18 protein-coding genes are annotated in these 19,881 nt (G+C 58.2%); 8 read left to right on the top strand and 10 right to left on the bottom strand.

All coding sequences use genetic code 11. The features are described from left to right. The first annotated feature begins 490 nt into the window (after positions 1–490). The 3 genes from VEH04_02065 to VEH04_02055 all read left to right on the top strand — a co-directional run bounded on the left by VEH04_02065 (position 491) and on the right by VEH04_02055 (position 2,456). Positions 491–1,081 (top strand): NUDIX domain-containing protein, encoded by a 591-nt coding sequence (locus VEH04_02065; protein ID HYG21538.1) that lies wholly within the window; start codon positions 491–493, stop codon positions 1,079–1,081. Continuing rightward, positions 1,078–1,590 (top strand): tRNA adenosine(34) deaminase TadA, encoded by a 513-nt coding sequence (gene tadA, locus VEH04_02060; GenBank protein ID HYG21537.1) that lies wholly within the window; start codon positions 1,078–1,080, stop codon positions 1,588–1,590. Before VEH04_02065 ends, tadA begins: the two co-directional genes overlap by 4 nt. Positions 1,591–1,685: 95 nt before the next feature. Then, the gene (locus VEH04_02055; protein HYG21536.1) at positions 1,686–2,456 is read left to right on the top strand and encodes a class I SAM-dependent methyltransferase; all 771 of its coding nucleotides are present in this window, start codon (positions 1,686–1,688) and stop codon (positions 2,454–2,456) included. Between the two features lie 23 nt (positions 2,457–2,479). On the opposite strand, the gene VEH04_02050 is transcribed toward VEH04_02055, so the two are convergent. Further along, a complete protein-coding gene (locus VEH04_02050) occupies positions 2,480–3,286 on the bottom strand; it encodes a sulfotransferase family 2 domain-containing protein (GenBank protein ID HYG21535.1) in 807 nt (268 codons plus the stop codon). A gap of 146 nt (positions 3,287–3,432) precedes the next feature. Between VEH04_02050 and VEH04_02045 the strand changes: the two genes are divergently transcribed. From VEH04_02045 to VEH04_02035, 3 genes are read left to right on the top strand one after another with little or no spacing between them, the layout of a single operon-like run. Continuing rightward, positions 3,433–4,305, top strand: coding sequence for a glycosyltransferase (locus tag VEH04_02045; protein HYG21534.1), 873 nt, complete (start codon positions 3,433–3,435; stop codon positions 4,303–4,305). A 4-nt stretch (positions 4,306–4,309) separates the two neighbouring features. Continuing rightward, positions 4,310–6,040: a glycosyltransferase family 39 protein gene (locus VEH04_02040; GenBank protein HYG21533.1), complete on the top strand. Its 1,731-nt coding sequence runs from the start codon at positions 4,310–4,312 to the stop codon at positions 6,038–6,040. Next, a complete protein-coding gene (locus VEH04_02035; GenBank protein ID HYG21532.1) occupies positions 6,037–7,350 on the top strand; it encodes an MFS transporter in 1,314 nt (437 codons plus the stop codon). Before VEH04_02040 ends, VEH04_02035 begins: the two co-directional genes overlap by 4 nt. Positions 7,351–7,373: 23 nt before the next feature. Here the strand turns inward: VEH04_02035 and VEH04_02030 are convergent, their stop codons facing one another. The 6 genes from VEH04_02030 to urtA form a co-directional block, all read right to left on the bottom strand. Beyond that, positions 7,374–8,375: a bile acid:sodium symporter family protein gene (locus VEH04_02030; protein ID HYG21531.1), complete on the bottom strand. Its 1,002-nt coding sequence runs from the start codon at positions 8,373–8,375 to the stop codon at positions 7,374–7,376. Between the two features lie 44 nt (positions 8,376–8,419). Further along, on the bottom strand, positions 8,420–9,187 hold the full coding sequence (locus tag VEH04_02025; protein ID HYG21530.1) for an ABC transporter ATP-binding protein: 768 nt from the start codon (positions 9,185–9,187) through the stop codon (positions 8,420–8,422). A 9-nt stretch (positions 9,188–9,196) separates the two neighbouring features. After that, on the bottom strand, positions 9,197–9,961 hold the full coding sequence (gene urtD / locus VEH04_02020) for an urea ABC transporter ATP-binding protein UrtD (GenBank protein ID HYG21529.1): 765 nt from the start codon (positions 9,959–9,961) through the stop codon (positions 9,197–9,199). Then, complete coding sequence (urtC, locus tag VEH04_02015) at positions 9,958–11,184, bottom strand: urea ABC transporter permease subunit UrtC (GenBank protein HYG21528.1); 1,227 nt, start codon at positions 11,182–11,184, stop codon at positions 9,958–9,960. Before urtC ends, urtD begins: the two co-directional genes overlap by 4 nt. 23 nt (positions 11,185–11,207) lie before the next feature. Then, entirely contained in the window at positions 11,208–12,935 is a 1,728-nt protein-coding gene (urtB, locus tag VEH04_02010; protein HYG21527.1) for an urea ABC transporter permease subunit UrtB, read from the bottom strand. 84 nt (positions 12,936–13,019) lie between these two features. Further along, positions 13,020–14,261, bottom strand: a complete 1,242-nt coding sequence (urtA, locus tag VEH04_02005) for an urea ABC transporter substrate-binding protein (protein ID HYG21526.1) — start codon at positions 14,259–14,261, stop codon at positions 13,020–13,022. A gap of 569 nt (positions 14,262–14,830) precedes the next feature. Between urtA and VEH04_02000 the strand changes: the two genes are divergently transcribed. Then, positions 14,831–16,039, top strand: coding sequence for an outer membrane beta-barrel protein (locus VEH04_02000; protein ID HYG21525.1), 1,209 nt, complete (start codon positions 14,831–14,833; stop codon positions 16,037–16,039). Between the two features lie 92 nt (positions 16,040–16,131). On the opposite strand, the gene VEH04_01995 is transcribed toward VEH04_02000, so the two are convergent. After that, positions 16,132–17,232, bottom strand: coding sequence for an endonuclease/exonuclease/phosphatase family protein (locus tag VEH04_01995; GenBank protein ID HYG21524.1), 1,101 nt, complete (start codon positions 17,230–17,232; stop codon positions 16,132–16,134). Positions 17,233–17,244: 12 nt separating this feature from the next. Then, on the bottom strand, positions 17,245–17,502 hold the full coding sequence (locus VEH04_01990) for a hypothetical protein (protein HYG21523.1): 258 nt from the start codon (positions 17,500–17,502) through the stop codon (positions 17,245–17,247). A gap of 222 nt (positions 17,503–17,724) precedes the next feature. On the opposite strand from VEH04_01990, the gene VEH04_01985 reads away from it, so the two are divergent. Continuing rightward, positions 17,725–18,228 (top strand): DUF892 family protein, encoded by a 504-nt coding sequence (locus tag VEH04_01985; protein HYG21522.1) that lies wholly within the window; start codon positions 17,725–17,727, stop codon positions 18,226–18,228. On the opposite strand, the gene VEH04_01980 is transcribed toward VEH04_01985, so the two are convergent. Beyond that, entirely contained in the window at positions 18,225–19,781 is a 1,557-nt protein-coding gene (locus VEH04_01980; GenBank protein HYG21521.1) for a S8 family serine peptidase, read from the bottom strand. The two genes, VEH04_01985 and VEH04_01980, sit on opposite strands and share 4 nt — an antisense overlap. Positions 19,782–19,881: the final 100 nt, after the last annotated feature.

Raw genomic sequence — 19,881 nt, 5'->3', positions numbered from 1 at the left:
CGTTTCCATCCGTGATTAGATTTTCATCTCCACTGCTGTCTTTTCGTGTGGTTCGTGTGCTTCGTGGTTGAACTTCCTCCCTTCAATTCGTGCAATTCGTGTCAACCCGTTTTGGCTTTCCCGATCTGCCTCCAGAATTCAAAAGAAGGTGCCTCACGGGAAGGGCACAAGAAGCGCGAGGAGAAGACGTTAAACAGGAGCACGCAGAGGCAGCAGAGAAAGGGTAGAGGAAGCTGTTTCCGAATCCGTGTTCATCCGTCTCCATCCGTGATCAGATTTTCATTTCACTGCTGTCTTTTCGTGTGGTTCGTGTGGTTCGTGGTTGAACTTCCTCTCTTCAATCCGTGCAATTCCGCGTAAACCGGTTTTTCCCTTCCCGCTTTGGTTGCGACTCTGCCGCGCTGTGTATTCGTGGTAATTCGCTTTCTCCGCTTCCGAGTGAACCCGTATGATTCCTTGCGTGCCCAGCTGGCTCCCGAAAGCAAACAGAATGCAAGGAGACGTCAATCCACGCAGAAAAGCGCTTGCCCACGATTTCAAACCAACGGCAGACTGGCTCGATATGGCATTGCCGTACAAGCTCGCGACGCTGCTTTACTGCTTCGATGCCGGCGACCGGGTCCTGCTTCTGGAACGCACTCAGGAACCGAATCGCGGCCTCTGGAGTCCCTGCGGCGGCAAGCTCCACACCGAAACAGGCGAGTCCCCCTACGCGTGTGCACGCCGCGAGGCCGCGGAAGAACTCGGCCTGACGCTCGCCTCAACCGACCTGCATCTCGCGGGCATCGTGAGCGAGCACGGGTTTCTCGGACAAAGCCACTGGCTCATGTTCCTCTTCGAGGTGAAGCTGCGTCTCACCACGGTTCCTCCAGCGCATCGCGAAGGAAGGTTCGCTTTTTTTTCGCGTCACGAGCTCGATCACATCCCAATTCCAGCCACGGACCGCGAAATCATCTGGCCCTGGTTTTGGAAGCACCGCGGCGGATTCTTCGCAGCGCATTGCCATTGCCGGCCAGGATGCGAAAACGAGTGGACCATCGAAGAAACCTGGGTGCCTGTCGCGTCGAACGTTTCAGCATGAACCCGCCGATCATTGATCTCGAGAGCGACCATTACTTCATGGGCGAAGCGTTGCGCCAGGCCGCCAGAGCCTACGAAGCCGATGAAGTCCCCGTGGGCGCAGTGGTCGTGAAAAATGGCAGGATCATCGCGCGCGCAAGCAACCAGGTGGAACTCCTGAAGGATGCTACTGCCCATGCGGAAATGCTGGCGTTGACGCAAGCTGAAGGCGCGGTCGGAGACTGGCGCCTGACCGATTGCACCTTGTATGTAACCAAGGAGCCTTGTCCGATGTGCGCCGGCGCGATTGTTCACGTGAGGCTCGAGCGTGTCGTTTTCGGCGCGGCTGACCCCAAGGGAGGAGCGGCCGGCAGCGCCCTCAATTTGCTCCAGTTCCCCACGCTGAACCATCGTTGCCTCATCACGTCAGGCGTCAGGGAAGAGGAATGTCGAACACTCCTCCAAAGCTTCTTTGCCGAAAAGCGGGCGAAGAAAATCAATGGCGAATCTCATGATGGCGAGTCCATGTAGAAGTGCAGCCTTTCATCCCATCACAGAGCCCAAAATGCGCGGGTAATTTTAAATCGGAATCAAAACGCGTTGCACTGCCGTAACAACGCCGCTTAATGTTACGTGGCGTGCAGACCGAATCGAAGTACATCGAAAAGAAGGCGTATCTCTCCCGCTATACCCACGAGCGCGCGCTCGCCCGGCGGGAGTCGGACGAACGGATGGCAGCGGAGTTCAACAGCGAATGGCTCCGCGGCGTTAAGGAAGATCTCCCGCAATTCATCCCGTTTCTCACGGGCAACTGCGGCATGGAATTCCGCGGACGCATCCTGGAAATAGGCGCAGGCGCCGCGTGGCTGGGAGCCGAACTGAGCAAGCTGCCGAACGTCGTGGAGGTCATCGTCACGGATTATTCGCCCCGGCTCCTGAAGGAACAGGCGCCCCGCGTCTTCCGCGCGCTGCAGGCGCACACCTCGAAAATCACGCGGATGCCGCTCGATTTCAACAAGCTCGACTTCCCGGCAAATCACTTTGACGCGGTCGTCTGTTCGTCGGTCCTTCACCAGGCAGGCAACATGGTTCACCTGTTGCGAGAAACGAAGCGCGTCCTGAAGGCGGGCGGGCGTTTGGTGGCCATTCGCGAACCCGTCTGGCCGCTCGTGAAGCTCAAGTCCCGCGCGCGCGCGCGCGCGCGTCTGGCTGATGCCGGGGTCCATGATCCTTTCTACACACTGGCGGACTATCGCGAGTTCTTCAAGCAGGCTGGCTTTCCGATGGAAGCGAAAAGCGTGAACCTCGCGCGCGGCTTTCGATATTACGTGAACCAGCTGGTGAATGGCTTAACCCACGCACGTTACGCGTTCGTCGCAGTGAAGAGCGGGCGTTGATTCCGCCCCGACACCGCGCAACATCAGCGCAAGGACGTGCGTCCGCGGCGGGCGGGATTCGGATTCGGTCGAAGCTTGCTGGCCTGCCGGTAGCATTTATTAAACAATCGGCCCGCGTAAAACCGCCAGCCAGGGCGGTTGGCGTCGCTGGCAAAGGCAGGAACCTGCGCGTCAGGCGATAACCCTGCGCGCTCACAGAACCTCGGGAACACCTCGCGCACAGCGTAGTCGTACAACTGCAGGTCCAGTTGGTTGCGGCTGCGAATTTGTTCCACGAGCCGGGGCTGGCTCAAGATGGAATCCCGCACGGAATTGTCGCGGGCGATCCGGCTTCGCCGATACGCAAGATTCAACGGCACTGGCGTCAACCGCTGGAGCACGTGCAGCGAGAGCTCAAACTTTTCCGTCAACCCCACCGTGCCGCACCGATCGAGAAACTGTTTGGCACGTTCCAGGTCAGGGCCGCCGCCCATGATCCTGACGTGGACATTCGACATCAGCGGGCTTTGTTCCAGGGCTTCCTCCACGGTCCGCGTTTCGCCTTCACGAACGACTGCCTCCTGATATTGCGAAATCACGCGGCTGACGGGTTCGCGGAGGAAAGTCACGAAAAATGGATCAGGCGCAGGGATCCGCAGCGGATCGCTGAGGTTATGACCCGCAATGCTGCGAATCCCGGGAAACAACCGCCGCGCAAAAGCAAGGTCCTCGGCAGAAAAGCGGCGGGTGCGTGAATGCGTGGTGTGGCAATGATGCCAGCCGAAGTTGTTTTCCAGAATGAACCGGAACGACGTTCCCGCTGTTTTCGGTATGTGCACGAACACGATCATGGCTGAGCCGGGAAATAAACCGCCACAACCGCGCCAGGGTCAAGGATCATCGTGCGCGGGATTGCATGGCGCGGTCGTGAGTTGCCCATCGCCAGCCGTCAGTTGCCAGTTGTTCGTTGTTTCCCGTGCCCTTAGTATCCGCGCGAATGAAAGTCAGCGGATTCACGTTCGTGCGCAATGGCCACAAGCTGGGATACCCGTTCGTGGAATCCATTCGCTCCATCCTGCCGATCGTCGATGAATTCGTTGTCGCACTCGGACCTTCGGATGATGGGACTGGCGAAAGCCTCCACGCGATGAACGAGCCGAAGCTGCGAATCGTGCCGACTCAATGGAACGAGCGGATTCGAAATGACTACAGCATCAAGGGATATGTTTACGGCCAGCAGAAATCGATCGCGCTGTTTAACTGCACAGGTGACTGGGCGTTCTACCTCGAGGGTGACGAAGTCGTTCACGAGAACGACCTGCCGAAAATTCAGGCTTCCATGCAACGGCATCTCAACGACGAACGCGTTGAGGCGCTGTATTTCGACTATCTCCACTTCTACGGCAACAAGAACACCTATGCCTGGTCGCCTGCATGGTATCGGACGGCGCCGCGCATTCTCCGGAACACGATTCCAGCATGGGCGCCAAAGGGGCTCTTCTTCCTCGTGATGCAGGATCACAAGCGCGGGCGTTATCCGCGCGCGGCCCATGCAGACGCAACCATTTATCATTATGGCTGGGTCCGCAACGAGGCGCAGATGAATCTCAAGGCCGAGGCCGTTCACCGCTACTGGCGGAACAAGAACCACAAAATCCGCTATGAAGAGATTGATCCCCTGACATTGCGGCAATTCAAACGAGAGCATCCGAAGGCTGTGCAGCCGTGGCTGGAGCCCGCGGACGGAGTGTTCACCGCAAATCCAAACCATCGCCTCACACGCCGCGAAAAGAAGCACAGGATCATGTTGAAGCTGGAATCGTGGTTTGGATTCACGTTTAAAAAGACCCATTACTCTGTGGTTCGCTGAACCTATGACCACTCCAGGCGTCCACGAGCCGCGGGTTCTCCAGCCGGCCGGATCCGTTGATTCAATCGCACCGCCAGCCAGGACGCTCTTGCTGATCGCGTTCGTGCTCGCGCTCCTGCCCATCATCACGGACACGGCACGGTTTCATGGGGATGAGCGCTTCTACACCGACGCGGCAATTGGAATGGTTGAATCGGGCGACTTCTGGACACCACGTTATCCAGACGGAAGCATTCGTCTGTTGAAGCCGGTAATCACCTATTGGGCCGCGGCAGTGCCTTTCAAGCTGTTCGGGATCAGCCTGTTTTCTGCGCGCCTCCTGTTCCTGCTTGCGGGCGTCGGCGTCATCGTCCTCACCCACCAGCTCGCCAAAACAGTTTTCCGCTCGAACCTTGCAGCCCTGTTCGCCGCCCTGATGATGGGTTCGAATATTCAGCTCTGGACAGTTGCGACGCGGGCTACGCCAGATGTGCTGCTCTGCCTTTTCGTGCTCATCAGCATGCTGGGGTTTGCAAGAATCTGGTTTTTAAACGATCGAAGTTGGATTGCGCCGCTCATGATCTACGGCGGAATGGGACTGGCGGTACAAACCAAAGGCCTGCTGGGCCTCTGTCCGCTCGCTGCGAACCTGCTGTTCTGGATCGTGGCCCGGCCAACGGCTTCGCCCCGCAGGAGATTGCTCCATTGGCCATCGCTGCTCTGCGGGTTAACGCTGGCACTGTTCTGGTACGCCATCATGTTGCGGAGGCATGGTTGGGACAATCTCCACGATTTTTATTCAGACCAGGTGGGCTCGCGCCTGACGTGGAGCGTTGGCTTCATTCTCGGAAACTTCTGGACCTACCTGTTTGCAGGCGTTCGCCACTTCCTTCCATGGACGCTTCTCCTTGCCGGAGCGCTGGTCTGGTGCCGCAGCACGCTTCAGAACTTTTGGAAGCAACATAGAACGGAATGCCTTTTCCTGCTCTGCCTCTTCGTTCCACTCGTGTTCATCTTCGGCCTCGGAAATATTCGTCGATCGCGCTACCTCATCGCCTCGTATCCGATGCTTGCGGTTCTGATTGCGGCGCTGCTGTCGGAAGTCTCGCGGAATGAGACGCTGGTTCGGCGGCTCGGCATGGCCGTTAAGTTTCTTGGATGGGTGGCCCTGCTTCTGGGAATCGCGCTGCTCGTGCTCGGCGCGCCCGTGCATGGCAGGCTGGGCCTTGCCGGGGCAATGCTTGCGGGCGTGGGGATCATTCCCGTTCTTCGCCGCGGCCATTTGCAGGGATCGGCGCCATGGCTCTGGCTGGGCACGGCAGCGCTGGTCGGTTTCGTCTCCTTCGGAAGCTGCGTTCGTCCCGTATTCTCACCATCGCCCCTCGTCGACATTGCGCGGCAACTGCCCGCCATAACATCACCTGGCAGCACTCTTGTCACGTGGCGGGTGAGCGCGACAGATGCGGCACGCCTGCGATTGATGACGGGCAGCCAGTACTCAATCTCGGCATTGAAAACCAACATGCCGGTGCCCGCTCCAACGACGAGCCCGGTCATCACCACGGCGGCAGGGCGGGAGTTGATTTTGCAAGCGAGTTACGAACTGCGCCCAGTCACCAACCGCAACGAACGTCTTCGGCAGTCGCGATTCGGGCGGCTTGCCCTTTCTGTGGCTGAGAAATCACGAACGCACGCGATTCCTGGGTATTGGATAGGAATTCCACCGCAGCCGCCCGGCTTGCCGCCGCAGGAATGAACGATCCTGAGATCGAAGTAGAATCTTCTGTGGCCGGCGGCAAGGGGGGCGGCCGGTATGCCGTCCTTCGCAACCGCGATTTCATTCTCTATCTCGTCGGCCGGTTCTTTGCATCGATCGGACAGCAGATGCTGATCTTTTCTGTGGGCTGGGAACTATATGAGCGGACGCATGCTCCCCTGGCGCTGGGATTTGTCGGGCTTGCATTCATGATCCCAATGGTCGCGCTGACATTGCCGGCAGGGCATGTGGCGGACAGCTTCAATCGGAAGCGGATCATCATTTCGATGGCGACCGTCCTCTCCTTTGCGAGTCTCGGGCTGGCCGTCATTTCCTGGTTGCAGGCTCCGGTCATGTGGGTTTACGCCTGCCTGTTTGTGATTGCGGGGGCTCGGACGTTTCTTTGGCCCGCAAGCGCGGCTTTCCTGCCGCACATTGTGACACCGCGCCTCTTTCCGCAGGCCGTCGCATTCAACAGCGGCATATTCCAGCTTTCGTCCGTGGCAGGCCCCGCCATCGCCGGAATCCTGCTCACATGGCTCGCCAAACGCACTGAGACCCCAGCGGCCATCATTTACCTCATCAACTCCGCAGCCGGGCTGTTCTGCGTCCTGCTGTTGAGCTTGATTCGACGCGAACACGCGGTGGTGAAACGGGAACCAATATCTTTCCGCAACCTAGGAGCCGGGTTTCGATTCGTGTTCGAAAATAAGATCATCCTCGGGACGCTTACCCTCGATCTGTTCGCTGTCTTTCTGGGCGGCGCGACGGCGATGCTTCCCATTTACGCGAAGGACATTCTCTCAACGACCCCCAGCGGATTGGCAGCATTGCGCATGGCGATGCCGATTGGCGCGGTGATTTGCACGCTGATCATCGCGTATCGGCCTCCCCTGCAGAAAGCTGGACGGGCAATGCTGTGGTCAGTTGCGGTGTTTGGTGTAGCGACGATCGTCTTTGGAGTCGCACACGTGCTATGGCTGTCATTCGGGGCGTTGGTCGTGTGCGGCGCGGTGGATAACATCAGCGTCATCGTGCGCCAGACGCTCGTGCAGGTGCTCACTCCTGACGAAAAAAGGGGACGCGTCTCCGCCGTGAACAGCCTGTTTATCGGCACGTCGAACGAACTTGGGGAGTTCCGCGCGGGCATGGTGGCTCACTTCCTCGGCCCCGTCGTCGGCAACTCGATTGCAACAGGAACCATCATCGCCGTGGTCACGGGCGGCGTCGGTACCATTCTCGCCGTGATAGCGGTGGCGTGGATCTGGCCGGAGCTGCGGCGGTACGGACGGTTGGATTCGAAGGCGTGATCGAGAAAAGTCCGCAGCCGGCTTCAGGTCTGCCTTGCCCATCGATTCGCGAGCAACCCGTTGGCGAACAATTGCAGCGGATGGTACAACATGATTGGCAGCAGGATCAGCGACAAATCCTCGCGTGTTCCAAAAATCAGCATTGCGAGCGGCACGCCCATCGCCAGCGTCTTCTTCACGGAACAAAAATACGCCGCGATCAGATCCTCGCGGTTCATCTTCAGCGCGCGGCACGTCACGTACACGAGGGCCGAAATGAAGCCGAACAACAACGCCACTGCGATCAACACCTGCGCGGTCATCAACCAGCCATGACGTTCCCAGATCCGCTCATGAACAGAATCGCAGAACGCCGTGTAAACGATGAAGAGAATGACAGTGTTGCTGATGCGCGCCACCCAGGCTTTGTTCTTTTCGATGAATCCGCGCATGTGCGGGCGCAGCAACATGCCAGAGAAGAATGGCACGAGCGTCAGCATCATGATCTTGAGCAGCAGCGGCGCGAGCGGTGCTGATTGTCCTGACTGGTGCATCAGCAACTGCACCAGGATGGGTGTGAGGAAGACCCCGAGAATGTTCGACGCGGCAGCATTGAAGAGGGCTCCGGCAGTATTGCCGCGTGCGACGGCTGTGAGCACTACGGAAGTCGAAACCGTGGAAGGCAGGAGGCACAGGTACAGAAATCCCGCGCGAATGGCAGCGGGCTCCGCCGGCCACGCCACAGCCGTGATCGCATCGAGCAGAAGGCCTGCGAGCGGAAAGACGATGAAGGTGAAGGACTGAATCACCAAGTGGAGCCGCCAGTTCCCCGCCCCGCTGCGCACCTGCTCAAATGCCAGTGAAAGGCCCTGCAGGAAGAGGATCAGTGCGATCCCGCCATTATTCAGAAGGCCGGGATTCAGCCAGCCGCCGCGCGCGCCCGGCTCAGGAAAGAAAAACGCCAACGCGACCGCACCCGCGAGTCCGAGGATGAAGCCGTTGCTGCGAATCCAATGCGCCTTTGCCGGCGGAGTTTTCGTTGCCACGAGCTGCGCCAACGTTACATCGCGGCCGCGCGAAACGAAATGCGTCAAACGGTGAGGTGTGCGCGAACCATGTCATCGTTCAAGTCCCGGATCGGACCCTGCGCCACAACCGCGCCACGATCCATGATGAAAAAGTGATCGCCGACATCGAGGCAGAAATCGAGGTACTGTTCCACCAGCAGGATGCCAATCTGGCCTTCCTTCCGAAGAGCCTTGATGGCGTTGGTGACTTCCTGGGAATAATCCCGGCGTTCTCCGCCATGCAAGCCTTCGTCGCGCAGGACTTTGATCGTGTCGCCAATCTGGTCGATGATGTTCGGCTGGATTCCTTCGGTCGGTTCGTCGAGCAGGAGCACTTTGGGATTGGTCAGCAGCGCGCGGCCGATTGCCAGCTGCTGCTGCTGGCCTCCGCTGAGCACACCGCCCTTTCGCTGCAGCATGTCCTTCAGCACGGGAAACAACTGATACACGCGATCCAGTTCGCCGTTCAGTTTCTTTCCCTGCGCCACCGCGCCAATCCGCAGATTCTCCCAGACAGTCATGTTCGGGAATATATCGCGCCCCTGCGGCACGTATCCGAGCCCATGCCGCGCGCGCTGGTCTGGCTTCAGGCGCGCCAGCTCGGTGCCGCCGATCCTCACGGACCCCGAGTCGCATTTCACTGTTCCGACAATGGCCTTGAGCGTGGTGGTCTTCCCCACGCCGTTCCGTCCCATCAGGCACACGACCTGTCCCGGCGCCACAGTGAGGCTCACGTCGCGAAGAATTCGGGAACCATCGTAGGAAACGTGAATGTTGGAAATCGTCAGCATGAAGCCTGTTCAGTTCTTCTTTTTTCTTCCGAGATAAACCTCGATCACTCGTTCGTTGTTCTGAACCTCGTCAACGCTTCCCTCGCACAACACGCTTCCCTGGTGCAGCACCGTGACCTTGCGGGCAATCTGGCGAACAAACGTCATGTCATGCTCAATCACCACGATGCTGTGCTTCCCCTCCAGGCTCATCAGCAACTCGCCGGTCTTGTGTGTCTCCTCATCGGTCATCCCGGCGGCCGGTTCATCCACCAACAGGAGCCTGGGGTTCTGCGCGAGCAACATGCCAATTTCGAGCCATTGCTTTTGCCCGTGGCTTAAGAGGCCCGCTTTGACACTGGCCTTTTCAGAAAGCCCCACGGTCTCCAGCACATTCTGAATCCGTTCCCGCTGCGCGGCTGTGATTCGCGCGAATAGCGTGCTCCAGACGGTGCGGGTCCCTTCGAGTGAAAGCCAGATGTTCTCGAGCACCGTGTGGTCCACGTAAACCGAGGGCGTCTGGAACTTGCGCCCGATGCCAAGGCGGTTGATCTGATATTCGTTCAATCGCGTCAGGTCAGTGTCGCGCCCGAACTCGATCTTGCCGCGATCCGGTTTTGTGCGGCCCGTAATCAGGTCGAGCATCGTGCTCTTCCCTGCCCCGTTCGGCCCGATGATCACCCGCAGCTCGCCCTCATCCATGTAGAAATTCAACTTCGAGATCGCCTTGAAGCCATCGAAGGTTTTGCTGACGTCTTCCAGCGATAAAACAAAATCCTTGGAGACTGCTTTCATGGCTGGATGGGATGTTTTGCTGGCAGCAGGCTTTGAGAATCCTGGCCGGGTTCAGTGCCTGCCGGGAGGCGCTGCGCTCCTCCTCCGCGATCGGGTTCGGTTCGGCCGCGATTCCAATAACGGCGCTTCAGTTCACGGAACTGTGCGGGCAATCCAATGATTCCCTTCGGCATGAACAATGTCACGAAGATGAAGAGCAAGCCGAGGATGTACGGCCATTGCTCGGCAAACGCATGGGTGGCGTAGCTCTTCAAGGCGTTGATGCCAACCGCGCCGATGATGGGGCCGAGCATGCTGCCGCGGCCGCCCACGGCCACCCACACAACGGCCTCCAGGGATTTTTCCGGAGACATTTCGCTTGGGTTGATGATGCCAACCTGCGGCACGAACAAAGCCCCCCCGAGCCCCGCTATCACGGCTGCCGCGACAAAGACGAAGAGCTTGAAGTTTGCAGTCGCGTATCCCGAGAAAAGAACGCGGTTCTCCGAATCGCGGATGGCACGCTGAATCAATCCGAACTTTGTCGAAGTCAGCCATCGGCAGAAGAGATAAACTCCGAGCAACAGCGCAGCCGAACACATGTACAACGCGCGCTTCGTTCCGGGCGCGTTGACGTCGTAACCGAGGATGAACTTGAAGTCGGTCAGGCCGTTGTTGCCACCAAAGGTGAAGTCATTGCGAAAGAACATCAGGCAGGCCGCGTAGGTGAGGGCCTGGCTTAGGATCGAAAAATACACTCCCTTGATTCGCGATCGAAATGCCAGGAAGCCAAAGATGTACGCCACTGTTGCGGGCACAACGATCACCATTGCCGCTGCAAACCAGAACTGTTTGAAGGGAATCCAATGCGGAGGCAATCCGCCGGATTCGGGATACTTGGTTGCGAATTCGAGGAACACCATGAAATCGGGAATGGCGGCCTTGTATTGGCCGAGGTTGCCGATCTTGAGCATGAGATACATGCCGAGCGCATAGCCGCCCAGGGCGAAGAAAAGGCATTGCCCAAGGCTCAGGATTCCCGTGTAACCCCACAGCAGGTTCACGCCGAGCGCCAATACAGCATAGGTCAGGTACTTTCCGTAAAGGCTGAGTGTAAACGAACTCACGTGCAGCGCGCTCGTCGCGGGCACAAATGCATTCAGACAAGGCAGGAGAACCAGGGCGACGAACGACAGGATGCCAATGATCCAGAGCTCGCGTAGTTTGAAACAGGTGGAGAGCATTTCGATATAGCGGGATTAAGCCTTCATCCATCAAGGCTGCGGCTGCGGGTGACGAAAATCCCGTTCGGCCTCCATTGCAGGAACAGGATGATCGCAGCCAGCACGGTGATCTTCCCGAGGACCGCGCCGAGCCAGGGCTGCAGAATCTGGTCGGTAACCCCGACGCCAAGCGATGCCGACACGGTGCCCACGATGTTTCCAACGCCACCGAGAACCACAATCATGAAGCAATCAATGATATAGCTCTGTCCGAGGCTGGGACCCACATTCGCGATCTGCGACATGCACGCACCCGCCATGCCTGCGAGACCTGAACCCAGCATGAAGGTCATCATGTTCACGCGATCTGTGCGGACTCCCATGCAGGAGGCCATGGTGCGATTCTGCATCACGGCGCGGATCTGCAACCCAAGCGATGTTCGTGTCAGCAGCAGGTAGGTGCAGAACACGATGAATACTGCAAAGCCGATCACAAAGAGCCTGTTGAAGGCGAACAGGACGTCGTGCAGGACATAACTTCCGGTCAGCCACGATGGCGAGTTCACCTGAACGTTCGCGGCGCCGAACGTGTGCCGGAGAATCTGCTGCAGCACCAGGCTGACGCCCCACGTGGCGAGCAATGATTCCAGGGGACGCTTGTAAAGGAATCGGATGACGCCGCGTTCGAGTGCGAGCCCGGCGAGTGCGGCCGTCACAAACGATGCGAGCAGAGCCACGATGAAGTACGAATCAAAAGCGTAGCCAGTGAGCCCAAAACCGCCGACCGACATCTGCTTCCCAAACAGCGAAAACAGCAGACCTGTCCCAAAGATTCCCTGAACGAAGTAGGCGGTGTAGGCGCCAATCGCCATGACTTCGCCATGCGCCATGTTGATCACGCCCATGAGCCCAAAGGTGATCGCAAGGCCCAGCGCCGCGACCAGCAAAACTGCCGCAAGGCTAAACCCGCGGAACGCCGTGCCGAACAGGTTTCCCCACCAGAGGTAATTTTCAATTTGCGCAATGGAGAGGCGAACCGCGTGCACCAGCGTTTCGGGATGGCCCGAGGACTTCCCTGCGAAAGTCTTTTGCAGGTTCTTGAGGAATTCGAGCCCGTTGATCGATCGCATTTCGCCCAACTGGGTCACAGCGGCGATCTGCACGTTCGTATCGGTCGACGCCATCAGAGTGAGTGCGATCGCTTCCTTCAAAAGCTTTCTCACCTCCGCGTCGTTCTCAATCGCGATCCGATTTTGAAAGTGCGGGAGATACTCTGCGTTCTGTTCCTGGCCGAGCTTGATCACAGCGTCTCTTCGCATTTTTGGCTGCGGATTGTTGACCGCGTACAGATCGAGCGTGGTCTTGATGGCGCGGCGCAGGCGCGAGCTGTTGTCGATTGCGGTGAGATCACCTTGCAGAAACAGGACCGGTTTGCCGGCGGCATCAACAATGAATTCACCTGTGCTGACATCGATCCCCCGCGCGCGGCCTTCGGCATCGAGTTTTGAATCCAATAGGATAGGCGCAGGAGATCCGTTTGTGGGGTGATGAAGAAAGAGCTCGCCGACGCGCCATGCGGCCAGGGCACGGGAAATCAGGCCGTCATCGGCGCCGACCAACTCCCGAATCAGCGCGATCTGCTCGGCGGCATCCTGGCTGATGGCGGCCTGGGTGAGAACTGATCGAAAACGATTCGTGGGTGCAGTCGAATCCGCCGCATCGGCGGCCAGCACGAGGCAACAAAGCGCCAGGACACAATAAATGCGATTCACGTGGTTGTTGGTTGTTGGGTTTCCGCAAAGGGGAGGCGGGCAGTGACGCCCGCCTCCTTGAATTCTGAACTGATCCTGGAGGAACTATTTCAGAAATTTTTCGCTGAAAGGCTCGGCGGCCACGCCAGTATAGGTCTTGATGACCTTGAACTGGCCGCTCGCCATCGTCTCGCCGATGTAAACATTGTTCACGAGGTGATGGTTCTCCTGCATCGTCACTTCTCCCGCAGGACCTTTGAACTTCTGGCCGACCAGCGCCTTGCGCACGGCATCCACTTCAAAGGTGCCCGCCTTTTCCACAGCCTGCTTCCACAGGTTCACGCCGATGCGGGACAGGTTCATGGGGCTGCATGTGACGCGGCCTTTCGGATCGACGCCCGTAACCTGGTAATCAACGCCGGTGACTTTCGGATCCTGCAGCCAGGCCTGGAAGCTCTTCACGAACGCGTCGTTCTCGGGATTCTTCAAGGACATGAAATAAGTCCAGCAACCCAGCTGGCCGACGAGCTCCTTCGCGGGCAGGCCGCGGAATTCATCCTCGGAAATCGAGAAGGAAACCACAGGGCAATTTTCCGATGTCAGCCCCGCGTTGGCGTACTCTTTAAAATACGGAACATTCGTGTCGCCGTTGAGAGTGCTGATGACGCAGGCGTTTCCGGAGGCAGCAAACTTTTTGATTTCCGCCACGATCGTCTGGTAGTCCGTGTGGCCGAAGGGAGTGTAGATCTCAATGATGTCCGAATCAGGAATCCCCTTCATCTTGAGATACTGCTTCAGGATCTTGTTGGTGGTGCGGGGATAAACGTAGTCGGAGCCAAGCAGGTAAAACTTCTTCTTTCCTTCCGCGAGCATGTAATCGACCGCGGGGATCGCCTGTTGATTCACCGCTTCGGCCGTGTAGAAAATATTCTTCGACAACTCCTCGCCCTCGTACTGCACGGGGTAGAAGAGCAGGCCGTTGTTGCGCTCGAACACCGGCAGGACCGATTTGCGGCTGACCGAGGTCCAGCAGCCGAACACGACCGAAACCTTGTCCTTGACGAGCAACTGCTCCGCCTTCTCTGCAAAGAGCGGCCAGTTGGAGGCTGGATCCACGACCACGGGTTCGATCAGGTAATTCTTCCCGGCGACTTTGACACCGCCGCTTTTATTGATCTCGTCGAACGAAAACAGCAACACGTCCTTCAGCGAGGTTTCGCTGATGGCCATGGTGCCGCTGAGGGAATGCAGCACACCGACTTTGACGACGTCAGCCGCCTGGACACCAAGCGAAACGCCGGCGGCAATAGCGGCAAGCAGGGATTTTTTCAGCAGTGAGAGCTTCATTGGATTGAGTGCGATTTCTTCGGGTTTAGTTCTGAGCTGCACCGATGCGACGGCATCATTCGCGTCAGCGAATTGCCATCACCCAATGATGGCAGCGCAAGCGATTCCCCTTTAGCACCCGATATGCCACGGACCAATTTCATGATTTCCACAAGGAATGCGCCTGTGACGAAAACGATTCATCTGAATCGTGAGTATCGATTTGCACAGTGCGCGCATTACTCAACAGCGGGTGCTGATTCCGTGCAGCACTGAAGCGCGCGGGGAACGGTGTTCCGTCGGACCCGGGATTTTCGCCACAACAGTCACGCGTCGAATTCAGATTGGCGGCCGATCGAGTTTGCGAAATGCCCACGGCGACACGGCGCAGCGCGGGCAATTCACGCCTTCACCGTTTTGAAATTCGTGTGCGTGCGAGGCAGAACATTTTCCATCGCGGCGATTCTGATTGGACCTTCGTTATGCAACACGAATTGGGGGAGGCATCGATTCTGCTTGGCGGGGCGTGAACCGAACGCGGTGCGCAAATGGGCGCCCGTCTCAAAACCAAAACCTATAACAAACAAACTATGAACATAAGTAAATGGACGCAGGTCCTCTTAGGCGCCGGTCTGATCACCCTCCCAGCAGTTGCGCAGGCCGCAGAGCTCGAAACACCCTCGCTTTTGACCGCCGTATCCTCCACCACCCTGAGCGGTTACATCGATACCTCCGCCGTTTGGAAGGTGGGAACTGGCAACGCAAACATGCCTGGCCGCGTCTATGACGGAGCCGATACGCAGGATGGCTTCAATCTCAATGTTGTCAGCCTTACGCTCACCAAGCCGCTCGATGAAGGTGAATGGTCCGCGGGCTACAATGTGCAGATGCTGCTCGGCCCCTGGGCGACAAAGCGCGGGACCCGATCGATCATTGGTTCCGGGGGCGACCTCGCGATGAACGAAGCGGTCATCCTGCTGCGCGCGCCCGTCGGCAACGGCATTGATTTCAAGGTCGGCCAGTTCGGAACCTACAACGGTTACGAAGCGTTCGATACTTACAAGAACCCGAACTGGAGCCGTTCTTACGGGTTCTATATTGAATCCTCCGCGCACACCGGCATCTCGGCGAGTTACAAGTTCAACGACATGTTCAGCGCCATGGTGGGCGTCGGCAACATCGCCGGCTTCAACAATCAGGCCGACGCGAAGTCCTCCATTGAATCGCGCAAAGCCTACCTCGGTATCCTGACGTTCACGGCGCCCGGAAGCTTTGGTGCGATGAGTGGCGCCACATTGTCGGCGGGCTACACCTATGGCGACGCCGTGCCAGCGGGCGGAACCAATGGATTCAACAATGTCTCGGGCATTCCGAACCCGGACGGACGATGGAGCCAGGGGAACTTTTATGTCGGCGGCGCCATTCCATTGCCGGTCTCGGGCCTCAGTCTCGGTTTCGCATATGATTACACGCATGGATATCTGTTTGAAGAATCCTATGCCGAAGCAGCGGCCTTGTACCTGAGCTGGCAGATCACCGAGAAGATGAAACTGAATACCCGTGCTGATTATGCGTGGGGCAGCAACGGAACCTTCGGTTACATGACCTCGGACGGCGAAAAGAACGAGCTCCTGTCACTCACCGGAACTCTGGACTACGCCCTTTGGAAGAATGTCATCAGCCGCGCCGAAGTGCGCTGGGATACTGCACTGTCGGGTGACCGTCCGTTTGGAGGCAAGGTTGATCCAACCGACCGGAACGCCGTGTCGCTGGCCCTGAACTTCATTTACCAGTTCTGATGGCTGGCTGTTGAAAAAGATCTGATCGCTCTGGTTGTGGCGATCATGTTGGGGGGCGGGCGCATCCGTTGTCCATTTCGGGTGCGCCCGTCTTAATGCTTTGCCACCGCTGCCCCGTCCTCTGCCTCGTGTTCGCGGTTTCTCTGAACGGATTCAACCGCCTCCCGTTCGTCGGACGGCTTCTTCGGCGGAGCTTCCTGTTCAGCGGCCGCGCCGGGTTCCAGGCGCAGGACGGCAAGGATCGGAAAGTGATCCGAACCGATCTTCTTCAAGCGCTCGATCTTCACCAGCGTGAAGTCATCGGAGTGGAAGAGATGATCCAACGGAAATCGCAGTATCGGAATGCGGGCATGATAGGTATTGAAGAATCCGCGGCCCACACGCGGATCGAGCAGCCGGCTGATTCGACGGAACATGCGGCTCGTATGCGACCATGCCACGTCATTGAAGTCTCCAGCAACGATCACGGGGCCTTTGACCTTCTGAATCTCCTTCGCGACGAGCACCAACTCGGCATCCCGCTGCGTGCTATCCATCGGCTCATGATCATTTTCCGCAGGTCGTCCCGGCGGCCTTGGATGCACCCCGTAGAAGAGAACCTCCTGGCCGCCGCATCGAACGCCCGTTCGTATGGACGGTACGCCGCGGTCCGTCAGGAAACGCACCTCCGGATTCACCAGCGGTAATCGCGAATACAGGCTGATTCCATAAGTATTCTCCAGTGGATGCAGCAGGGTATGCCGATATTCGTTCGTCAGGGACTGCAGCTCTCTCGTCCACCGCTCGTCTGCCTCTGTGATGAGGATCAGGTCTGGATTCGTTTCGCGGATGATGTCGAGGAGAGTTTTTGCATTGCGATTCCCCTGGAGAACGTTTGCCGCGAGCACCGAAACCATTTCCTGATTTCCCTTCGCCGGGAGCACCTGTTTTGAAGCGAGGCGGGTGTATGGAAAAATCCAGCAGAAGTTCGCCGCCACGCACAAGCCGGCCACGGCGAGCAGGGTCCACCCGAAGGTTGGAGGAAACATGCCGCGAGAAAACACGAGTGCAATCGCGAGCAGAAGCCCGAGGATTGCGATCTGCAGATGAGAGAAGTCAAACACCCGCACCCACCAGGCGTCCGTCCGAAACAGCGGCAGGACGGTGCCGAGAAGCACCACGACTGAACCCGCGATCAGCAACGCCTTGAGCATGTTGGCCGGCAGTTACATAACCCATGCAATCCCTTTTATTATTGCCGCCAGCAAACCCACGCCCCCCGCTACCAGCGCGAATACACTGAGAACTCCTCCCCTGACATTTTTTGAAAAGGCCAGCAACACGCCGATGACGCCAAAGAGCATCGCGATCATTGCGAGCATGAATCCCCAGAACGCTCCCGTGGCGAAACTGAAGATGGCGGCGACCAGTGCGATGATCGAGGGGATGCTGAAGGTGGCTTTCTGCGTTTGAATGTCTTTCATGTTCCAACGTAGCGCGACGAAGGCTGGGGTGCATTGGGGTGCATAGCTTCCCCGGCGGCGGCATCAATGAGCCCGTTGGCTGTGGTCGCGGCAGGTGTTTACGCCCCCACCTATGCCAAGGTTAACCCCATAGAAAGCCTCACCCGGGTATCCCAAACTCACATAGAACCAGAGTAAGGATGAAAGACACAAAAAATGATTACTGCGAAGGGGGAATGTTCCGTGAGAGCGAAGTTGTTGGAAGATTTATACGGCGACCAGATCGCGCGCCTCCTCGATGCTGAACTCCAGCAGCAGTCGGTTCTCCCACGCCTCGAACAGGGCGCCGGCGCGATTGAACTCAAGAAAGCCCTTCAACGGCATATCGTCAAAACGCGGGAACATGTCCGGCGGCTGGAGGCAGTCGCGGCTGCCTTGCATCCGCACCCTTTCGCCGAATCGAAGGCCATGCTTGGAATCCTCGCCGAAGCGGCGGACTGCATCGACTCGGGCATGGACACGGACCTCTTGGACGCGGCGTTGATCGGATCGCTTCTCGCAGCCGAGTCTCACGAGGTCGCTTGCTACACGTCCGTAGTCAGCCTCGCACGGCTGCTCGGAAGGACCGAAGAGTCGGACCTGTTGATGCAGTCGTTGCATGAGGAGAAGGTCATGGATGATACGCTCTATGCCCTGGCGGAAATCCTGACGGGAGAAACAGCTGACGCGGAGCACCAGCTGCATTAACGGATCAGCCGGAAAAACCGCGATGCTTCGGACGCAGGCAGGTCCAGGCGATAGGTTCGATCGTGGAGAGTGGCAGCGCTGCCAACATTGGTCCAGGTTCCTCCCACGTTCGCCGCTGATTGGAGTACATAGCCGGATGGATAATCCGGCCATGTGAGGCTGACACCCTGGGAGTTGGCTTTCAACGACACCAGGAGGCGAACAAACTCGAACGCAACAGCATAGGTCTCGGTCTCGCTCACGGCCAAACCGTCCCTCTTGATCACCTGCAAATCGTAGCGGCCTGCGGGCAGCGCGGGGACGAACACATGCTCGACATTGTCGACGACACTCGTGCTCGAGGCCACTAACGCGCCCGAATCCATCGAATAAAGGGCGAGGTCAAGATTGTTGATGTTCGTCTGGCCCTGTTGGCGGTGCCAGACGAGAGTCGCCGTTCCGGAATGCGTCGCAGCGCCGGAGGGAACTTCGAAATAATAGTGATTCACCTGATCGGAGGCCGTGCTGTTTGTGATGCCGTTCAAGTCCCATCCGCGCAACGATGAAAGCGATGTGCTGGAGGCGATTGGCACGGGGAGGATGTTCACTGGACGACTTTCCACGAATGTGTGGCGTCCGCCCTCAAGCTGCATGTACGAATTGAAAACGTTTAACACGCCGGCACCATGCCTGCGGTCCAACGGAGAAGGTGAAAGAGCTGTCCATCCGTTCGGCTTCACAGCGCCATTCATGAGAAGCGCCTTCAAAGTCCTGCTGTCGGCAGCCCGGTTTGTGTCACCGCCGTCGCCGCGCAAAGCAGCCTGCAACAGCAGCGTTGCCGCCCCCGCGACGCGCGGAGTGGAATAGCTGGTCACCTGCGCTGGCGCGACCAGATCCGGCTTCGCTCTGCCGTCAAAGGCAGGTCCCACGCTGGATGCCCCGCCGATCGCCCCCGCGCCAATTCCGTTGTAGCTGGACGCGGGCGCATAAATGGGCCCGCCATTGCCGATCCCGGAAATAAACAGCGTGTTGTGAATCGCCGCGTAGTCATCGTATCGGGAATCCCACGCCCGTTGTTCCTCCGCGGAACCCGGCACGACAAAGGTCTGATTCACAATTTTGCTGTCAATTGCATCCAGTCCCACAACGAGCGTCTCAAAAAAATACGTAGCTTCGTAGTTGTCCACGTTCGCCACGTTGGTGCTGATGCCGATGAGCGGACCATAGAAGTAACCCGCCACGGCGTGCGCATGTCCCGAGCTCTGGCCGAACGCATTTGGGAATGCGCTCGATGACTCCGCAGCCTCCTCGGTGGGCGGCCCAGTAAAATACTTGAACTTGGATGCTGGCTGCCCAACCACGGCGGGATTCACCTGGAATGGCGGAGGCAGAGCATTCCCAAACGGCGCCTCAACCTGTGCCACTCGGATTCCTTCCCCAAACAGATTGGAAACCGCCGCCCGCAAAGGCGCCAGGCCGATATCGTCAGCAGCGGCCGCGCTAAGGCCAGCGGAGAGGACAAGTGCAGGGATCGCATGCGTGGCGAGGATAACGGCAGAACCAGAACGTCTCATTTGGAAGCGCTGCAATGTGGCCTGATCCGCCGTTTTCGCAACTCGAGAAATTGAGGCGGATACGACCAAAGTCGCATAGGGCGAAGGCCCGGCCCGAAAC

This window comes from Verrucomicrobiia bacterium, assembly GCA_035629175.1.
Classification (GTDB): Bacteria; Verrucomicrobiota; Verrucomicrobiia; order Limisphaerales; family DASXHY01; genus DASXHY01.
Note: the sequence above shows the minus strand (reverse complement) of the source record. Positions and strands in the feature narration are given on the sequence as shown.

What these genes read in the sequence shown, in the direction of transcription:
- VEH04_02050 (HYG21535.1), bottom strand. Translation starts at nt 3,286, where the DNA reads ATGATCGTGTTCGTGCACATACCGAAAACAGCGGGAACGTCGTTCCGG.
- VEH04_02025 (HYG21530.1), bottom strand. Translation starts at nt 9,187, where the DNA reads ATGCTGACGATTTCCAACATTCACGTTTCCTACGATGGTTCCCGAATT.
- VEH04_02065 (HYG21538.1), top strand. Translation starts at nt 491, where the DNA reads ATGCAAGGAGACGTCAATCCACGCAGAAAAGCGCTTGCCCACGATTTC.
- urtA (HYG21526.1), bottom strand. Translation starts at nt 14,261, where the DNA reads ATGAAGCTCTCACTGCTGAAAAAATCCCTGCTTGCCGCTATTGCCGCC.
- VEH04_01995 (HYG21524.1), bottom strand. Translation starts at nt 17,232, where the DNA reads ATGCTCAAGGCGTTGCTGATCGCGGGTTCAGTCGTGGTGCTTCTCGGC.
- tadA (HYG21537.1), top strand. Translation starts at nt 1,078, where the DNA reads ATGAACCCGCCGATCATTGATCTCGAGAGCGACCATTACTTCATGGGC.
- VEH04_02055 (HYG21536.1), top strand. Translation starts at nt 1,686, where the DNA reads ATGTTACGTGGCGTGCAGACCGAATCGAAGTACATCGAAAAGAAGGCG.
- urtC (HYG21528.1), bottom strand. Translation starts at nt 11,184, where the DNA reads ATGCTCTCCACCTGTTTCAAACTACGCGAGCTCTGGATCATTGGCATC.
- VEH04_01980 (HYG21521.1), bottom strand. Translation starts at nt 19,781, where the DNA reads ATGAGACGTTCTGGTTCTGCCGTTATCCTCGCCACGCATGCGATCCCT.
- VEH04_02000 (HYG21525.1), top strand. Translation starts at nt 14,831, where the DNA reads ATGAACATAAGTAAATGGACGCAGGTCCTCTTAGGCGCCGGTCTGATC.
- VEH04_01990 (HYG21523.1), bottom strand. Translation starts at nt 17,502, where the DNA reads ATGAAAGACATTCAAACGCAGAAAGCCACCTTCAGCATCCCCTCGATC.
- urtD (HYG21529.1), bottom strand. Translation starts at nt 9,961, where the DNA reads ATGAAAGCAGTCTCCAAGGATTTTGTTTTATCGCTGGAAGACGTCAGC.
- VEH04_02040 (HYG21533.1), top strand. Translation starts at nt 4,310, where the DNA reads ATGACCACTCCAGGCGTCCACGAGCCGCGGGTTCTCCAGCCGGCCGGA.
- VEH04_02035 (HYG21532.1), top strand. Translation starts at nt 6,037, where the DNA reads ATGAACGATCCTGAGATCGAAGTAGAATCTTCTGTGGCCGGCGGCAAG.
- VEH04_02045 (HYG21534.1), top strand. Translation starts at nt 3,433, where the DNA reads ATGAAAGTCAGCGGATTCACGTTCGTGCGCAATGGCCACAAGCTGGGA.